General features: G+C 37.6%; 16 protein-coding genes, 1 tRNA gene, 1 other RNA gene and 1 other annotated feature. Of the genes, 13 read left to right on the top strand and 5 right to left on the bottom strand.

Going from position 1 to position 15725, the window contains the following annotated elements; translation table 11 throughout:
* Positions 1-103: 103 nt before the first annotated feature.
* The gene (locus ACFX4R_RS28930; protein WP_322552514.1) at positions 104-1069 is read right to left on the bottom strand and encodes a YaaC family protein; all 966 of its coding nucleotides are present in this window, start codon (positions 1067-1069) and stop codon (positions 104-106) included.
* Positions 1070-1185: 116 nt separating this feature from the next.
* On the opposite strand from ACFX4R_RS28930, the gene guaB reads away from it, so the two are divergent.
* The 6 genes from guaB (at position 1186) to ACFX4R_RS28900 (ending at position 7648) form a co-directional block, all read left to right on the top strand.
* Positions 1186-2652 carry an IMP dehydrogenase gene (guaB, locus tag ACFX4R_RS28925; RefSeq protein WP_013081319.1) on the top strand — a complete coding sequence of 489 codons (1467 nt, stop codon included), beginning with the start codon at positions 1186-1188 and terminating at the stop codon, positions 2650-2652.
* A 149-nt stretch (positions 2653-2801) separates the two neighbouring features.
* Positions 2802-4157, top strand: a complete 1356-nt coding sequence (locus ACFX4R_RS28920; RefSeq protein WP_028410382.1) for a serine hydrolase — start codon at positions 2802-2804, stop codon at positions 4155-4157.
* A 190-nt stretch (positions 4158-4347) separates the two neighbouring features.
* Positions 4348-5235, top strand: coding sequence for a pyridoxal 5'-phosphate synthase lyase subunit PdxS (gene pdxS / locus ACFX4R_RS28915; RefSeq protein ID WP_013054829.1), 888 nt, complete (start codon positions 4348-4350; stop codon positions 5233-5235).
* A gap of 21 nt (positions 5236-5256) precedes the next feature.
* Positions 5257-5844, top strand: a complete 588-nt coding sequence (gene pdxT, locus ACFX4R_RS28910) for a pyridoxal 5'-phosphate synthase glutaminase subunit PdxT (RefSeq protein WP_377571647.1) — start codon at positions 5257-5259, stop codon at positions 5842-5844.
* Between the two features lie 57 nt (positions 5845-5901).
* Positions 5902-6114 (top strand) — a binding site (T-box leader).
* 52 nt (positions 6115-6166) lie between these two features.
* Positions 6167-7444: a serine--tRNA ligase gene (gene serS / locus ACFX4R_RS28905; protein ID WP_013054831.1), complete on the top strand. Its 1278-nt coding sequence runs from the start codon at positions 6167-6169 to the stop codon at positions 7442-7444.
* Between the two features lie 111 nt (positions 7445-7555).
* A tRNA-Ser gene (locus tag ACFX4R_RS28900) sits at positions 7556-7648 on the top strand.
* A 120-nt stretch (positions 7649-7768) separates the two neighbouring features.
* On the opposite strand, the gene ACFX4R_RS28895 is transcribed toward ACFX4R_RS28900, so the two are convergent.
* The 4 genes from ACFX4R_RS28895 to ACFX4R_RS28880 all read right to left on the bottom strand — a co-directional run bounded on the left by ACFX4R_RS28895 (position 7769) and on the right by ACFX4R_RS28880 (position 11128).
* Complete coding sequence (locus tag ACFX4R_RS28895) at positions 7769-8449, bottom strand: deoxynucleoside kinase (RefSeq protein ID WP_165575675.1); 681 nt, start codon at positions 8447-8449, stop codon at positions 7769-7771.
* Positions 8449-9084 carry a deoxynucleoside kinase gene (locus ACFX4R_RS28890; RefSeq protein ID WP_043977092.1) on the bottom strand — a complete coding sequence of 212 codons (636 nt, stop codon included), beginning with the start codon at positions 9082-9084 and terminating at the stop codon, positions 8449-8451. Before ACFX4R_RS28890 ends, ACFX4R_RS28895 begins: the two co-directional genes overlap by 1 nt.
* A gap of 143 nt (positions 9085-9227) precedes the next feature.
* Entirely contained in the window at positions 9228-10529 is a 1302-nt protein-coding gene (locus tag ACFX4R_RS28885; RefSeq protein ID WP_043977089.1) for a glycoside hydrolase family 18 protein, read from the bottom strand.
* Positions 10530-10585: 56 nt separating this feature from the next.
* Positions 10586-11128: a cysteine hydrolase family protein gene (locus ACFX4R_RS28880; protein WP_043977087.1), complete on the bottom strand. Its 543-nt coding sequence runs from the start codon at positions 11126-11128 to the stop codon at positions 10586-10588.
* Between the two features lie 79 nt (positions 11129-11207).
* On the opposite strand from ACFX4R_RS28880, the gene tadA reads away from it, so the two are divergent.
* The 7 genes from tadA (at position 11208) to ACFX4R_RS28845 (ending at position 15441) form a co-directional block, all read left to right on the top strand.
* A complete protein-coding gene (tadA, locus tag ACFX4R_RS28875; protein WP_165575674.1) occupies positions 11208-11678 on the top strand; it encodes a tRNA adenosine(34) deaminase TadA in 471 nt (156 codons plus the stop codon).
* Positions 11679-11780: 102 nt separating this feature from the next.
* Positions 11781-12045, top strand: an RNA gene (gene ffs, locus ACFX4R_RS28870) — signal recognition particle sRNA large type.
* 130 nt (positions 12046-12175) lie between these two features.
* Entirely contained in the window at positions 12176-13864 is a 1689-nt protein-coding gene (dnaX, locus tag ACFX4R_RS28865; protein ID WP_322552516.1) for a DNA polymerase III subunit gamma/tau, read from the top strand.
* Positions 13865-13883: 19 nt separating this feature from the next.
* The gene (locus ACFX4R_RS28860) at positions 13884-14204 is read left to right on the top strand and encodes a YbaB/EbfC family nucleoid-associated protein (protein WP_013081327.1); all 321 of its coding nucleotides are present in this window, start codon (positions 13884-13886) and stop codon (positions 14202-14204) included.
* Positions 14205-14219: 15 nt separating this feature from the next.
* Complete coding sequence (recR, locus tag ACFX4R_RS28855; protein WP_013054839.1) at positions 14220-14816, top strand: recombination mediator RecR; 597 nt, start codon at positions 14220-14222, stop codon at positions 14814-14816.
* 14 nt (positions 14817-14830) lie between these two features.
* Complete coding sequence (locus tag ACFX4R_RS28850; protein WP_013054840.1) at positions 14831-15055, top strand: YaaL family protein; 225 nt, start codon at positions 14831-14833, stop codon at positions 15053-15055.
* A gap of 116 nt (positions 15056-15171) precedes the next feature.
* Entirely contained in the window at positions 15172-15441 is a 270-nt protein-coding gene (locus ACFX4R_RS28845) for a pro-sigmaK processing inhibitor BofA family protein (RefSeq protein ID WP_013081328.1), read from the top strand.
* Positions 15442-15725 lie beyond the last annotated feature (284 nt).

Genomic DNA, 15725 nt, shown 5'->3' with positions numbered 1-15725 from the left:
GAACACGGAAGTTAAGCTCTTTAGCGCCAATGGTAGTTGGGACTTTGTCCCTGTGAGAGTAGGACGTTGCCAGGCACTTGAAAAAAAGACTAGCTATTTTTAGCTAGTCTTTTTTTGTATGTTCATTTAAGTAACAAGAAATTAAGTAGGGAATCTTTTGAGCCGTAACTTCAAGGAACCTCAAGATAAATGGGTAATCTTTCGAAGAGTATGTATGCAATAATTCATACCACCACTCTGTTTCATAACGTGAAATCATACTTAAATTATAAAGTAATAAATAATGTGCCAACATCTCAGGGAAATATAAGCAGCTATCTTTTTCCAAAGGTGCATGCAGCGTGTTATTTTGGAAATTGTACATAAAAGGTGAACAATTATATAAACAGCTTGAAGGATCAAGAATACATACCTGATCTTCTGACAGAGACAATGATAGGCGGGAACGCTCTTTTAAAAAAGAGTAGAGCCTTTCGTGATTCATATGATAACACCGTGTGACTTGTTCAGGAATAGACAAAGAGGCAGCTGGAAGCGATCCAATAGTTGTTAAATGGGAAAATGACCTAGTACCCAAATTTAAAAATAATGTATCTAATTCCGGTACGCACGACAACAGATAATTCATTGTGTATTTACTACCTTCTAGTTGTTTCACATGAAACAATTCTTCTCCTACTTGTGAAAACAAACCGCTTTTTTGGATCTTAACTTCATCATCTAGAAAATCATAACTTTGTTTTTTTCTTTTTCGTGTTGATACTCCATGTGCTAACACCGCTGTATTTTCTGGATATACTGGGTTTTGCGTTAACAAACAGGCTTTTAACAGCTGTGACATTCCATAAAATAATAAAACTGGTTGAACTGATACAGGAGATTGTGCCGCAACTTGATAATAATTTTTACTGTGTTCCAAATAATAAATAAATGGGTAACTGTTTTTAAAGCTATGTTGCTCTGCATCGCTATAATTCAATTTTTGATAGCGCTTTTTTAAAAAGTCTTGTACAAAAGGAACGGAGAAAAATAAATTGTAGGACGTCCAAACATCATTAAATTTATGCAACTAAATCACCTTTTCTTTTTATTAGAATTATCTGATATCTAGTGAAGTTATTGACAGGTACATATCTGCTTGTTAATCTACTAATAATATTCTGTCGTTTAAAGGAGGATTCTATAATGTGGGAAAGCAAATTTTCTAAAGAAGGCTTAACATTTGATGACGTTTTACTGGTGCCAGCAAAATCTGAGGTACTGCCTAAAGACGTTGATATGAGTGTTGAACTAACAAAAACATTAAAATTAAAGGTGCCGTTCATCAGTGCAGGAATGGATACAGTTACAGAAGCTGAAATGGCTATTGCGATGGCTAGACAAGGTGGTTTAGGTATCATTCACAAAAACATGTCGATTGAACAGCAAGCAGAACAAGTTGATAAAGTAAAACGTTCTGAAAGTGGTGTTATCACGGATCCTTTCTTTTTAACTCCTGAAAACCAAGTATTTGCCGCTGAACATTTAATGGGCAAATATCGTATCTCAGGTGTGCCGATTGTCAACAACGAAGAAGAACAAAAACTAGTTGGAATCCTTACAAACCGCGACTTGCGTTTTATCCAAGATTATTCAATGCAAATTGCTGATGTAATGACAAAAGAAGAATTGGTTACTGCTCCAGTAGGAACGACTTTAGAAGAAGCAGAGAAAATTCTACAGCAATACAAAATTGAAAAGTTACCTCTTGTAGATGACAATGGCGTATTAAAAGGCCTTATCACAATTAAAGACATTGAAAAAGTAATTGAGTTTCCAAATGCAGCTAAAGATCAACAAGGTCGATTATTAGTTGGAGCAGCTGTTGGCGTAACAGCTGATTCAAACGTTCGTATCGAAAAATTAGTACAAGCTGGCGTTGATGTTATCGTTATTGATACAGCGCATGGACATTCACAAGGCGTTTTAGATACGGTAAGCAGCATTCGCGAGGCATATCCAGAGTTAAATATTATTGCTGGTAACGTAGCAACTGCTGAAGGTACAAAAGCATTAATTGAAGCAGGAGCAAACGTAGTAAAAGTAGGAATTGGACCTGGTTCAATTTGTACAACTCGTGTTGTAGCTGGTGTAGGCGTTCCACAAATTACAGCAGTATATGATTGTGCAACTGAAGCTCGTAAGCACGGTGTAGCTATTATCGCAGATGGTGGTATTAAATACTCTGGAGATATTGTAAAAGCACTTGCAGCTGGTGGACATACAGTAATGCTAGGAAGCCTTCTAGCAGGAACGACAGAAAGTCCTGGAGAAACAGAAATCTACCAAGGTAGACGCTTTAAAGTGTACCGTGGAATGGGCTCTGTAGGAGCTATGGAAAAAGGAAGTAAAGATCGATACTTCCAAGAAGATAATAAAAAATTAGTTCCAGAAGGTATCGAAGGACGTTTGCCTTACAAAGGACCTGTAGCAGATACTTTATATCAAATGATTGGCGGTTTACGCGCAGGAATGGGTTACTGTGGTTCAGCTAACTTAGAAGCGTTACGTGAACAGGCACAATTCATTCGTATGACTGGAGCAGGTTTAAGAGAAAGCCACCCACATGATGTACAAATCACAAAAGAATCTCCTAACTATTCTATGAGATAATCATGAATGTTAAAAAAACACGTTTCCCTATTAGGAAACGTGTTTTTTATGTCATGGATCATGAATGTAACAGTACTTCTTTATCTATTTTTTTAAATTTTAGTATGATAAAATTACATTTATGTGAGTTTACGTTTGGAGGGTATAGAGTGAGAAACGCAGTACAGAAACAATTAATTTGTGTCATTGCTGTTATGTTAATGGCCAGCGTATTTTTTGTCTCTACACAAGCATCAGCTGCTCCTAAAACAGATGATATTGGCGTTGAAGCAGATGCAGCGATCTTAGTAGAGGCAAGTACGGGGAAAGTATTATACGGGAAAAATACGGATGCTTTATTAGGTATTGCAAGCATGACAAAAATGATGACAGAATACCTAGTATTAGAATCCATAAAAGATAAGAAATTATCTTGGGATCAACGTGTGCCAGTTAGTAAATATGCAGCTAAAATTTCTCAAGATTATGGATTATCGAATGTACCGTTAATTGAAAACCAAAAATACACGGTGAAAGAATTATATGATGCCATGGCTATTTACTCAGCTAATGGAGCTGCAATTGCTTTAGCTGAAGCTGTCAGTGGTTCTGAAGAAAACTTTATTAAGTTAATGAACGAAACGGCAAAAAGATTAAATATGGGTGAATCAAAATTTGTCAATTCCACAGGTCTTTCTAATTCTCTGTTAAAAGGAATGTATCCAAAAGGAACGAAGGAAGAAGATGAGAACCTTCTATCGGCTCGGGCAGTTGCTACCCTTGCTTATCACTTAATTCATGATTATCCAGAATCTTTGGAAGTAGCTAAAACTCCTTCTAAGATGTTTAGACAAGGGCAACAAGGCGAAACAAAAATGAACAATTGGAACAAGATGCTCCCAGGTTTTTCAGCTGCCTACAGCGGCGTAGACGGTTTAAAAACTGGCCATACAGATTTTGCAGGTCAATGTTTCACTGGGACTGCAGAGCGTAACGGGGTAAGATACATAACAGTTGTAATGAATGCTAAGGAAAACGGCAAGTCTACGGAAGCTGCTCGTTTTTCCCAAACAAAAAAGATATTGGATTATGCTTTTAGTCATTTTCAGTTAAAAGAAGTAGTGCCTGCTAACGGCGAGATTAAAGGGCATGAAACAATTAATGTTGCTAAAGGAAAGTCAAAAGAAGCTTCTGTTTCTCCAAAGAATTCGGTAAAGATTATTACCGAAAAAGGTCAAAAAGATCATACTAAAATCAACTTTAAGTTAAACGATAAAGTTATGAACGATCAAAAAGTTGTTGCTCCTATTAAAAAAGGAGAAACAGTTGCTTATGTCAGTGCAACAAACAGCAATCTTAAAGATTTAGGCTATGTAGGAGGTCAAACTACAGATAGCATGACGCCGGTTGTGACAAACGAATCTGTTGAAAAAGCTGGATGGTTCTCTCTCGCTATCCGCAGTATTGGCAACTTCTTCAGCGATATTTGGATGAATGCTGCAAATACAGTGAATAACTGGTTTTAATGATAACTCAAGAGAAAGAAGAGATACTACAAGAGAGTATCTCTTCTTTTTATTTTTAGATTTGTTTGTATATAATCTATAAATTAGATAGGAATTTTCCGAAAAATGCGGTAAAATAGACACTAAGTTTTGAATTTTGTATATACACTAAAAATTATTGTGAAACACTTGATACAGGAGGAAGACAAACATGAATAACATTACAGGTACTGATCGTGTAAAACGAGGAATGGCGGAAATGCAAAAAGGCGGCGTTATCATGGACGTGATCAATGCAGAGCAAGCAAAAATTGCAGAAGCAGCAGGTGCTGTTGCCGTTATGGCATTAGAGCGTGTTCCAGCTGATATCCGTGCAGCAGGCGGCGTGTCTCGTATGGCAGACCCAACAATTGTTGAAGAAGTGATGAATGCTGTGTCCATTCCAGTTATGGCAAAAGCTCGTATTGGCCATATTGTTGAAGCACGCGTGCTAGAAGCGATGGGTGTAGACTACATCGATGAAAGTGAAGTGTTGACTCCAGCTGATGAGGAGTTTCATTTAAATAAAAATACATTTACGGTTCCATTTGTGTGCGGTTGCCGTGATCTTGGCGAAGCATCTCGTCGTATTGCTGAAGGAGCTGCAATGCTTCGTACAAAGGGCGAACCAGGGACAGGAAACATCGTGGAAGCAGTACGCCATATGCGTCAAGTAAACGCTCAAGTACGTAAAGTTGTGGGTATGGACGAAGATGAGTTAATGACAGAAGCTAAATTATTAGGCGCACCTTATGAGTTATTACTGCAAATTAAACGTGAAGGTCGTTTACCGGTTGTAAACTTTGCAGCAGGCGGTGTAGCAACACCAGCAGATGCAGCGTTAATGATGCAGCTTGGAGCAGACGGCGTGTTCGTTGGATCAGGAATCTTCAAATCAGACAACCCTGAAAAGTTTGCGCGAGCAATCGTGGAAGCAACAACACATTATCAAGACTATGAGCTTATTGCAAACTTATCAAAAGGGTTAGGAAGTGCAATGAAAGGGATTGAAATTTCATCATTATTACCAGAAAACCGCATGCAAGAGCGTGGATGGTAATTTAAAGGGAGTTTTGACAAAATGGTAAAAGTAGGCGTTTTAGGATTACAAGGTGCCTTTCGCGAGCATGCACAAGCATTAGAAGCAGCAGGCGCTGAAACCATTATCATAAAAAAAGTTGAACAGCTAAACGAAATAGATGGTTTAATCCTACCGGGCGGCGAAAGCACAGCGATGCGTCGTCTGATCGACAAATATGACTTTATGGAACCTCTTCGCCAGTTTGCACAAGCAGGTAAACCGGTATTTGGTACGTGTGCCGGTTTAATTTTACTTGCAGGAAAAGTCGTTGACCGTGAAGAGCCCCATTTAGGTGTTATGGATATTACGGTAGCTCGAAACTCGTTTGGGCGTCAACGGGATAGCTTTGAAGCTGCCCTAAATATTAAAGATATCGGTGAAGATTTTATAGGCGTATTTATACGTGCTCCGCATATTGTAGAAGTAGGAGAAAACGTTGAAGTCTTAGCAATGCATAACGACCGAATTGTTGCGGCAAGACAAGGTCAATTCTTGGGATGTTCGTTTCATCCAGAATTGACAGATGATGCTCGCATGGCGCAGTATTTTGTAGCAATGGTTGAAGAAGCTTCAAAAAAACCTGTATAAATGAATTGCATCTTGTAAAGACTTGTAGTACATTATGATTAATAAAAATGATATTGGTATAAAGCGTTGATAGGAAATAGTAATAAGATTTTTGATTTCAAGAGAGTCGATGGCTGGTGTGAATCGATAATCAATTCTTATGAATCCGTCCTGGAGCAAGCTGTCGAAAAAGTAGTAGGCAGTTTCGGTTCATCCGTTATCTGGTTTAAGAGGAAGGCTTATTTTAGCTTTCAATTAGGGTGGCAACGCGGGTAAACTCTCGTCCCTTTCATGGGGATGAGAGTTTTTATTTTGCCCTTTTATACTAAAGGAGGTACTAAATATGTTAGATTTAAAATTTTTACGTGCTAATTTTAATGAAGTAAAAGAAAAGCTCAAGTTTCGTGGTGAGGACTTAACGGACTTAGGTCGCTTTGAAGAGTTAGATGCAAAACGCCGTGAGCTAATTGCTCAAACAGAAGAGTTAAAAAGCAAGCGAAATGAAGTATCACAGCAAATTGCACAATTGAAGCGTGAAAAACAAGATGCTGATCATTTAATCGTTGAAATGCGTGAAGTAGGAGACCGCGTAAAGCAATTGGATGAAGAGCTTCGCAGCGTTGAAGAAGAATTAGAACTATTGCTGCTTTCAATTCCTAACGTTCCACATGAAAGTACGCCTGTAGGTGAAACTGAAGATGATAACGTAGAAGTTCGCAAATGGGGAGAAATTAAACAATTTGATTTTGAACCAAAACCGCATTGGGATTTAGGAACAGATTTAAATATTTTAGATTTTGAAAGAGCTTCGAAAGTAACGGGAAGCCGCTTTGTATTTTATAAAGGGTTAGGTGCAAGATTAGAACGCGCTCTTATTAACTTTATGATGGATTTACATATGGATGAGCATGGTTATGAAGAAATCCTTCCTCCATATATGGTGAATCGCACAAGCATGACAGGAACAGGGCAGCTTCCTAAATTTGAAGAAGATGCATTCAAGATTAAAGAAGAAGATTATTTCTTAATTCCTACAGCTGAAGTACCAGTTACAAATTTACATCGTGATGAAATTTTAAGCGGAGATCAGCTTCCAATTGCTTATACAGCGTATAGTGCTTGCTTCCGCTCAGAAGCAGGCTCTGCAGGAAGAGATACACGTGGTCTTATTCGTCAGCATCAGTTTAATAAAGTAGAACTCGTTCGCTTTGTTAAGCCAGAAGATTCTTATGATGAATTAGAAAAATTAACGGGCCATGCTGAAAAGGTTCTTCAACTACTAGGTTTACCTTACCGAGTTCTAAGCATGTGTACAGCTGACTTAGGTTTCACAGCAGCCAAAAAGTATGATATTGAAGTTTGGATTCCAAGTTATGAAACGTATCGTGAAATTTCTTCTTGTTCAAACTTTGAAAGCTTCCAAGCTCGCCGTGCTAATATTCGCTTCCGCCGTGATACAAAAGCAAAACCAGAACATGTTCATACACTAAACGGTTCTGGCTTAGCAATTGGTCGTACGGTAGCTGCAATTTTAGAAAACTACCAGCAGGAAGATGGATCAATTCAAATTCCAGAAGTGCTGCGTCCATATATGGGAAATAAAGAATTTATCTCTAAATAAAAGTAGAAGGTGTTCATTAAGAATTAATTCTTAATGAACATCTTTTTTAAAAACATTAATAAAAGAGTTGACTTTATTATTTGTATATGATAAATTAATACTTGTCGATACGGAGGAATACCCAAGTCCGGCTGAAGGGATCGGTCTTGAAAACCGACAGGGGTGTTAAAGCCCGCGGGGGTTCGAATCCCTCTTCCTCCGCCATATTTGACTTATAATGCAATTAACATAGCGCGATAAATTGGAGATTGGAAAACCGTTACTTATAAGTAACGGTTTTTTATTTGTTAAAAATGCCGCTTTATCTATTAAAGCGGCATTTTTTTATAGATGACGACGTTTTAGCTTTTCATTATGTTGTAAAAAGCGAGCCACTTTTTCAACAATTGATTCAATTGAATCAGGATCCTTGATAAGGTCGTATTCTCTAATATCTAAACGAAGAATAGGGCAAGCCGTAAAGTTATTAATCCAGTCTTCGTATCGGGCGTGCATCTCTTTCCAATAATCAAGAGGCGTTTGCTGTTCCATTGGTCGCCCTCTTTCTTGAATGCGATCTACAATATCTTCGAAGCTGCCTTCCAAATAAATGAGCAGATCCGGATGAGGAAAATATGGAGTCATAACCATCGCATCGAACAAGCTTGTATATGTTTCATAGTCTACTTTAGACATCGTTCCTTTTTCAAAATGCATCTTAGCAAAGATACCGGTATCTTCGTAAATGGATCTGTCTTGGATGAAGCCGCCGCCATACTCGAAAATTTTCTTTTGTTCTTTAAAGCGTTCTGCTAGAAAATATACCTGTAGGTGGAAGCTCCAATGTTCAAAATCTCCATAAAATTTGTCCAGGTAAGGGTTGGAATCTACTTTTTCAAACGATGTGCGAAATTGGAGAGCATCAGCCAATGATTGAGTCATTGTAGATTTCCCAACTCCAACTGTACCCGCTATCGTCAACACAGCATCATTAGGAATGTTGTATTTCGATCGTAAGTTTACCATTACATACTCCTTTTTAACATACTCTCTTGAACCTCTGATAGGATTCTATTTAAGTGTTGTTTATTTTGTACAAAATCTATTTCATCACCGTCATAACGTAAAATGGTTACATCAGGGTTATTTTGTTCAAACGCCGTCATAGCTTTTTCATAATCATCACTTAGCCTCGCAAGGTAGTGAGGATCGATGTTTCGTTCAATTTCTCTTCCGCGCATTTTAATACGCTTTAACAAGGTATCTAAGCTGGCATTTAAATAAATAATAATGTTCGGAGCTGGCATATCAGCCGTTAAGATGTGGAAGATTTGTACATATTTTTTATACTGTTCATCTTTTAACGTTTGCTCAGCAAAAATCATGTTTTTCATAATATGATAATCTGCTACAACAGGTTTTTTATAAGATAAGAACCCTTTTTGAATATCCTCCAACTGCTTATATCGATTACATAGAAAAAACATTTCGGTTTGAAAACTCCACTCGTTGATATTTTCATAAAATTTCCCGAGAAATGGATTTTCATCTACGATTTCTTTTAAAATTTCGAATTGAAATTCTTGTGCAATCTCTTTAGCTAGAGAGGTTTTTCCGACACCAATGGGTCCTTCTACTGAAATAAAAGGTGTGCCTTGCATTCATTTGCCTCCTTCATGACCACTCGTTCAAAAAAAACAGACAAAAAATATTTTAACATAGAGAAGGAGAATAAGGGGAAAAGAAATTTCTTTCAGTAAGAAGAATAACAAAAAGCCTACTGTTAACAGTAAGCTTTCCCTATTTATGGCTGTGTCACTCTTTTTGTAATCTTGAAGTTGTCTTCAATCAAGAGCCAGTTTTGCGGGAAATCTAAGCCTAGTTTCCAGTAGGCCATTCCTCTAAGTTTTAATTCTTTGATTAAATCAAACTTGGCCTGAATAGACCTAGCGTCTTCAAACCATACTTCGTGGGTGCGCTGCTGCTCATCTTTATACCGGAAGAAAGGAGCTTGTGCTTTATTGTCGTATTGAATAGCTACTTTATAGCGAGCTGCCAACTCAATAGCTCGTTGAGGACTAATGGCTTTGGCATATTCTCCTCCTGGTTTGTAAGGAAGTGTCCAATCGTAACCGTATAGGTTTTGGCCCATGATAATTTTTGAACTAGGTATTTCAGATATTGCATATTCTAAAACATCACGTACGGGACCAATAGGAGAGACGGCCATAGGAGGCCCACCGCTATATCCCCATTCGTATGTCATCGGAACAACGAAGTTAGCAATCTCTCCAATGGCTTTATAATCATGTGCTTCATACCATTTGCCTTTTTGATCTCGACTTGTCTTCGGAGCTAAAGCGACAGACATAAGAAGTTGCTCATCTTGAAGACGCTTTTTTGCTTTCTGTAAAAATGCAATATAGGCTTCTTTATCTGCCGGACGCAAAAATTCGAAGTCAAAGTGAATGTCTCTGAAATTTTGTTCTTTCGCTGTTTTTACAATATTATTTAAAAGCGTATCTTGAACGTCTTTATTAGTTAAAATTGCTCGGCCGACTTCGTCACTGAATGCGCCGTTTTCAATATTAGCCAATACCATTAAGAAAATGACGTCATTTTCTTTAGCAATAGAACCTAAATTGTTAAGTGGAGGTGCCTTTAGAGAACCGTCTTTTTGCACTTCGAAGTTCGCTGGCCCGAGATAAGTAAGGTATTTTGCATTTTGATTAATCATTTTCTCTGTTTGAGGAGTGATTTTTCGATTGCTTGTTTCAACATACCCTAAAAACTCACCGTTTCTTTTGTTGGGGGAAGGGGGAATTAAGATGCGGCGGCCAGGGGTTAAGGGTGCTGTAACTGAAACATTGTTCGCATTGGCAATAGCCTGATAGCTAACGCCTAATTTTCTTCCTACCTTCCATATAGTGTCCCCAGCTTTTACTGTGTAGTAAGTACCATTGATTGGAATAACCATAGATTGCCCGATAACGAGTTGATTTGGGTTAGGTAATTCATTTGCTCTTATAATTTTCCCTGCGTCAATGCGGAACTGTTTTGCAATACTATATATACTGTCACCTGCTTTAACAGTGTAAATTTGCATAATAAAAAGCCTCCATTTCATATGACTTACTTCCATCATATGAGAAGGCTTTTTACTTAATTCATCAACTCGGTATGTTTGCAAATACGAGCATTTAATACGTTATGCATCATTCTCAAAGCAAAGGTATTGTCTTCATCTGCGTTTGAAGCAATACAATCTTCAGGCACAATTAAGTTATACTCACGCATATAAGCATCGTTGGCTGAAAAAAGCACGCATATATTTCCCGCAATTCCTGTTAAAATAAGTGTATGGACATCGAGCTGTGATAGCAAAATATTCAAAGCTGTCCCATAGAAGATAGAATGCTTTGGTTTAATTAAAAAGTAATCAGCGTTTTGTGGTGAAATGTGATGTAGAATGGGTGAGCTTATCTCATTTGTGCAGTGTGTTAAAATGGTTTCTAAGTTTGCTTGCCATAGCTTATAATGGTCATTTACATAGATAATAGGGATATGTTGAGACGATGCGTACTGTTTTAACTGGGCAATGTTTTGAGCAATGGTTAAAGATTTTTCAGCAAGTATTTTGCCGTTTTTAAATTGAAAATCGTTTAGCATATCAATAATAATTAAAGCAGTTTTAGCGTTCTTCACACAAGGTCTCTCCTTTTCCTGATGTACATAGTAAATAGTTTGACTCAGAAAAAATATAATATGTAAGGTTGGATAAAAAGTGTTAAATGATGAAAAGTATATGAGGTTGGCAATTGATGAAGCATTAAAAGCCAAAGATAAATTAGAGGTTCCCATTGGAGCAGTTATTGTTCAAAATGATGAGGTGGTTGCTTCAGCTTATAACTTACGAGAAACAGAACAGCGATCAGTTGCTCATGCAGAACTTTTAGCAATTGATGAAGCATGTAAGAAATTAGGAACATGGAGATTGGAAGACGCTACGTTATATGTCACCTTAGAACCATGTCCGATGTGTGCAGGTGCTATTGTATTATCAAGAGTGAAAAGAGTTGTGTTTGGAGCTTATGATCCTAAAGGTGGCTGTGCGGGAACATTGTTAAACTTATTAGAGTTTGAAAAGTTTAATCATCAAGCACAAGTAGTAGGAGGTGTGCTAGAAGAAGAATGCGGGAGCCTCTTAACGACCTTTTTTCGTGAGTTGCGTCAACGAAAAAAGGCTGGAAAATAGCGCTAAAAAAGTAAGTTTTCTATAGCGGTTGCATTTTTGAATGAAAAGACGTATACTTGTAAATGCATCAACTTGATGCCCAAACTATTGGTTTCAACTTTGCCGTGCTAAGCGGGGAGGTAGCGGTGCCCTGTACTCGCAATCCGCTCTAGCGAGGCCGAATTCCTTCTTGAGGTTAGCTCATCTTAGGGCCTGCCTTAAGTAAGTGGTGTTGACGTTTGGGTCCTATGCAATGGGAATCTGTGAACCCTGTCAGGTCCGGAAGGAAGCAGCAGTAAGCAGAACCTCTCATGTGCCATGGGGTCGCCTGAACCGAGCTAACTGCTTAAGTAACGCCTGGGGTGGCTAATCGACGGAAGGTGCACGGCAGTTATATACATAAGTTTAGTCTACTCTGTTGGAGTAGGCTTTTTATTTTATCTCTCACTATTTTGAAAAAAAACCTCATAATACGCTATAATGATAACTAATGAATTATATTAAAAGGAGAGGATGTAGTGGCATATCAGGCTCTGTACCGTGTATACCGTCCTCAAAGCTTTAACGACGTAGTCGGTCAACAACATATTATCAAAACACTTCAAAATGCCCTTGTCCAAGAGAAATTTTCGCATGCGTATTTATTTTCTGGGCCTCGGGGGACAGGAAAGACAACAGCTGCTAAAATTTTAGCGAAAGCCGTTAACTGTGAAAAAGCACCCATTGCTGAACCCTGTAATGAATGTGCAACTTGTCGGGGAATTACTGATGGTTCCATTTCTGATGTAATTGAAATTGATGCAGCTTCTAATAATGGAGTCGATGAAATTCGAGATATCCGTGATAAAGTAAAATATGCACCTAGTGCTGTTCGATACAAAGTGTACATTATTGATGAAGTTCATATGCTTTCAATTGGAGCTTTTAACGCTTTGTTAAAAACGTTAGAAGAACCTCCTGCACATGTTATCTTTATTTTAGCTACAACAGAGCCGCATAAAATTCCATTAACGATTATCTCTAGATGTCAGCGCTTTGATTTCAAACGCATTTCGCCAGAAGATATCGTATATCGAATGAAGGAAGTATTAGGTTCTGAAGAGCTAGAAGTAAGCGAGGATGCTCTTTACGAAATTGCGAAAGCTTCAGAAGGCGGCATGCGTGATGCACTTAGTCTTTTAGACCAAGCTATCTCGTATAGTACGGAGAAGGTGAGCTTAGAGGATGTTCTATCCATAACAGGAGCAGTATCACAGTCTTTTATTGTGAAGATCGTCCAAGCTATCTTTAACGAAAACATTGTAGAAGCGCTAGACTCTGTTGAAAGTTTGATTAAAAACGGAAAAGACCCAGCGAGGTTTGTAGAGGACCTCATCTTCTATTATCGTGATGTTCTGCTTTATCAAGCTTCTGAAGAAAATGCATATTTACTTGAAAAAGCAGCGGTTAACGAAGAGTTTAAAGAACTCAGTTCAAAAATGGATAGTGCTTTTATTTATAAAGTCATTGCTGAATTGAACAAAACTCAGCAAGAGATGAAATGGAGCAATCATCCTCGAGTGCTACTTGAAGTAGCTTTAGTAAAATTAGCTCAAAGTTCTACAAGTCAAGAGAGTGCTCTTCCATATCAAGACATTTTGCAAAAAATGAATCAAATGGAAGCAGAACTGCAGCAGTTAAAAGAAAAAGGCATTCAAGTTGATCATACAGCTCAGGCAGTGCAAACAGAGAAAAAACAGACAAGACAGTCCAGAAGTCAGTACAAAACGCCTGTTGGGAAGGTAAATGAAGTTTTAAAAAATGCCACTCGGCAGAATTTAGAAACGATTAAGCGATCTTGGGCGCAGGTGTTGGACACATTGAAACAACAAAATAAAGCTTCACATGCAGCGTTGTTATCTAACAGTGAACCGGTTGCGTCTTCAGATCAATCATTTATACTTAAATTCAAATATGAAATTCATTGCAAAATGGCTTCTGAAAATAACAACAATGTACGTGATAATTTAGAGAATATCTTATATACTTTAATTGGCAGCAAGCGTGAAATGGTTGCAATTCCAGAAAGTGAATGGGATAAAGTAAGAGAAGAGTTTCTTCAAGGACAGCAAAGTGATGGGTCATCAGGTCAACCACAGGAGGAAGACCCTGTGGTTGCAGAAGCGAAAAAGCTATTTGGAGAAGACTTAATCGAAATTCAAGAGTAAATTTAGGAGGAATGTTCATATGATGAAAGGCATGGGCAATATGCAAAAAATGATGAAACAAATGCAAAAAATGCAAAAAGATATGCAAAAAGCGCAGGAAGAGTTAGCTGAAAAAACTGTTGAAGGTACAGCTGGCGGCGGAATGGTAACAGTTGTAGTTAACGGTCAGAAACAAGTAATTGATGTAAATATTAAAGAGGATGTAGTAGATCCTGAAGATATTGAAATGCTACAAGATTTAGTGCTAGCAGCAACAAATGACGCATTAAAACAAATGGACGATTTAACAAATAACACAATGGGTCAATTTACAAAAGGTTTAAATATTCCAGGACTTTAATAAGGTGGTTGCCACGTGCATTATCCAGAACCAATATCCAAGCTTATAGATAGTTTTATGAAGTTACCCGGCATTGGTCCAAAAACAGCTGTTCGCTTAGCGTTCTTTGTTTTATCTATGAAAGAAGATACAGTATTAGATTTTGCAAAAGCATTAGTCAATGCGAAGCGGAATTTAACCTATTGTTCAGTTTGCGGACATATCACAGATCAAGATCCTTGTTACATTTGTCAAGATCAGCGCAGAGAGCGAAATGTGGTATGCGTCGTGCAAGACCCTAAGGATGTCATTGCAATGGAGAAAATGAAAGAATATAACGGCTTGTATCATGTCCTGCATGGCGCAATTTCACCTATGGAAGGAATAGGGCCTGAAGATATCAAAGTACCAGAGTTATTAAAAAGACTTCAAGATGATGAGATTCAAGAAGTGATTTTAGCCACTAACCCGAATATAGAGGGCGAAGCTACGGCTATGTATATCTCTAGGCTCTTAAAGCCGACAGGAATTAAAATTACTAGAATTGCTCATGGGTTACCCGTTGGAGGAGATCTTGAGTACGCAGATGAAGTAACATTATCTAAAGCCCTAGAAGGTAGAAGAGAAGTATAACGAGGTACTTGCATATGTTTTTTAAAAGAAAAGGTTGGTTACGCAAAGAGTACGATGATGAATTTGTGAAGACTTTTATGCAAGTAAAGCAGGAATGGAGTCACAAAACTTCAATGGTAGAAAGAAGTGTAGATCCTTCAGAAGAGGTAATGGTAGATATTCGATTAGCCAAAATGAAGTATCTTTTTCTATTAAAAGAAGCCAAGCATCGAAATATTTCAATTAACAGGATGTCATAGAGGCATCCTGTTTTGTTGTCTTTATAAAATAAGGATTTCCCTCCGTGAAGTAGTGCTTTTTTTGAATGCTTGGACATACATATAAGATAACTTATCTGCTTTAAGAAGGAGGCAACATGCTAAATCATCCCATTGTAGTTGTGTCTTTTTTAATAGGGCTAATCATTCTACTCTTAGTAACAGGTGGTGTTGAAAAAATGCTTCGAGTCATTGGAAATTTATCTATCAAGCTTATTATTGGCGTTCTGCTGCTTTTCTTTATTAACATCTTTGGCGTACAGTTTGGTATTCATATCCCTATTAACTTCCCCACAGCCATTGTTTCAGCTATTTTAGGTATCCCAGGCATAGCTGCCTTACTTGTTATTAATAATTTCATATTATAATTTGGAGGAATATCCAAAATAAAAGTTTTCTGGAATCTTTTCGAGAAAACTTTTATTTTTTTTGAAAAAGTTGTTGACCAACGAGTTAACAGATGTTATATTTATATACGTCGCTAAGACAACAACAAAAAATAACTCGAAAATAACTTAATGAAAAAAGTTGTTGACAAGTTATTCTTGAGGTGGTAAGATAAGAAAGTCGCCTTGAGACAAGAGTTCTTTGAAAACTGAACGAAATAGTAAACGTCAACGTTAATTTTTATTTTTTAAATTGAGCAAGTCAA

Origin of the sequence: Priestia sp. YIM B13490, from assembly GCF_042787735.1 — a bacterium.
GTDB classification, from domain to species: domain Bacteria; phylum Bacillota; class Bacilli; order Bacillales; family Bacillaceae_H; genus Priestia; species Priestia megaterium.
The sequence above is the reverse complement of the archived record's forward strand: the minus strand, read 5'-3'. Positions and strand labels throughout refer to the sequence as shown.

Coding starts and splice junctions, on each gene's coding strand:
- guaB (WP_013081319.1), top strand. CDS start 1,186: ATGTGGGAAAGCAAATTTTCTAAAGAAGGCTTAACATTTGATGACGTT.
- pdxS (WP_013054829.1), top strand. CDS start 4,348: ATGAATAACATTACAGGTACTGATCGTGTAAAACGAGGAATGGCGGAA.
- pdxT (WP_377571647.1), top strand. CDS start 5,257: ATGGTAAAAGTAGGCGTTTTAGGATTACAAGGTGCCTTTCGCGAGCAT.
- serS (WP_013054831.1), top strand. CDS start 6,167: ATGTTAGATTTAAAATTTTTACGTGCTAATTTTAATGAAGTAAAAGAA.
- ACFX4R_RS28895 (WP_165575675.1), bottom strand. CDS start 8,449: ATGGTAAACTTACGATCGAAATACAACATTCCTAATGATGCTGTGTTG.
- ACFX4R_RS28890 (WP_043977092.1), bottom strand. CDS start 9,084: ATGCAAGGCACACCTTTTATTTCAGTAGAAGGACCCATTGGTGTCGGA.
- ACFX4R_RS28885 (WP_043977089.1), bottom strand. CDS start 10,529: ATGCAAATTTACACTGTTAAAGCAGGTGACAGTATATATAGTATTGCA.
- ACFX4R_RS28860 (WP_013081327.1), top strand. CDS start 13,884: ATGATGAAAGGCATGGGCAATATGCAAAAAATGATGAAACAAATGCAA.
- ACFX4R_RS28850 (WP_013054840.1), top strand. CDS start 14,831: ATGTTTTTTAAAAGAAAAGGTTGGTTACGCAAAGAGTACGATGATGAA.
- ACFX4R_RS28845 (WP_013081328.1), top strand. CDS start 15,172: ATGCTAAATCATCCCATTGTAGTTGTGTCTTTTTTAATAGGGCTAATC.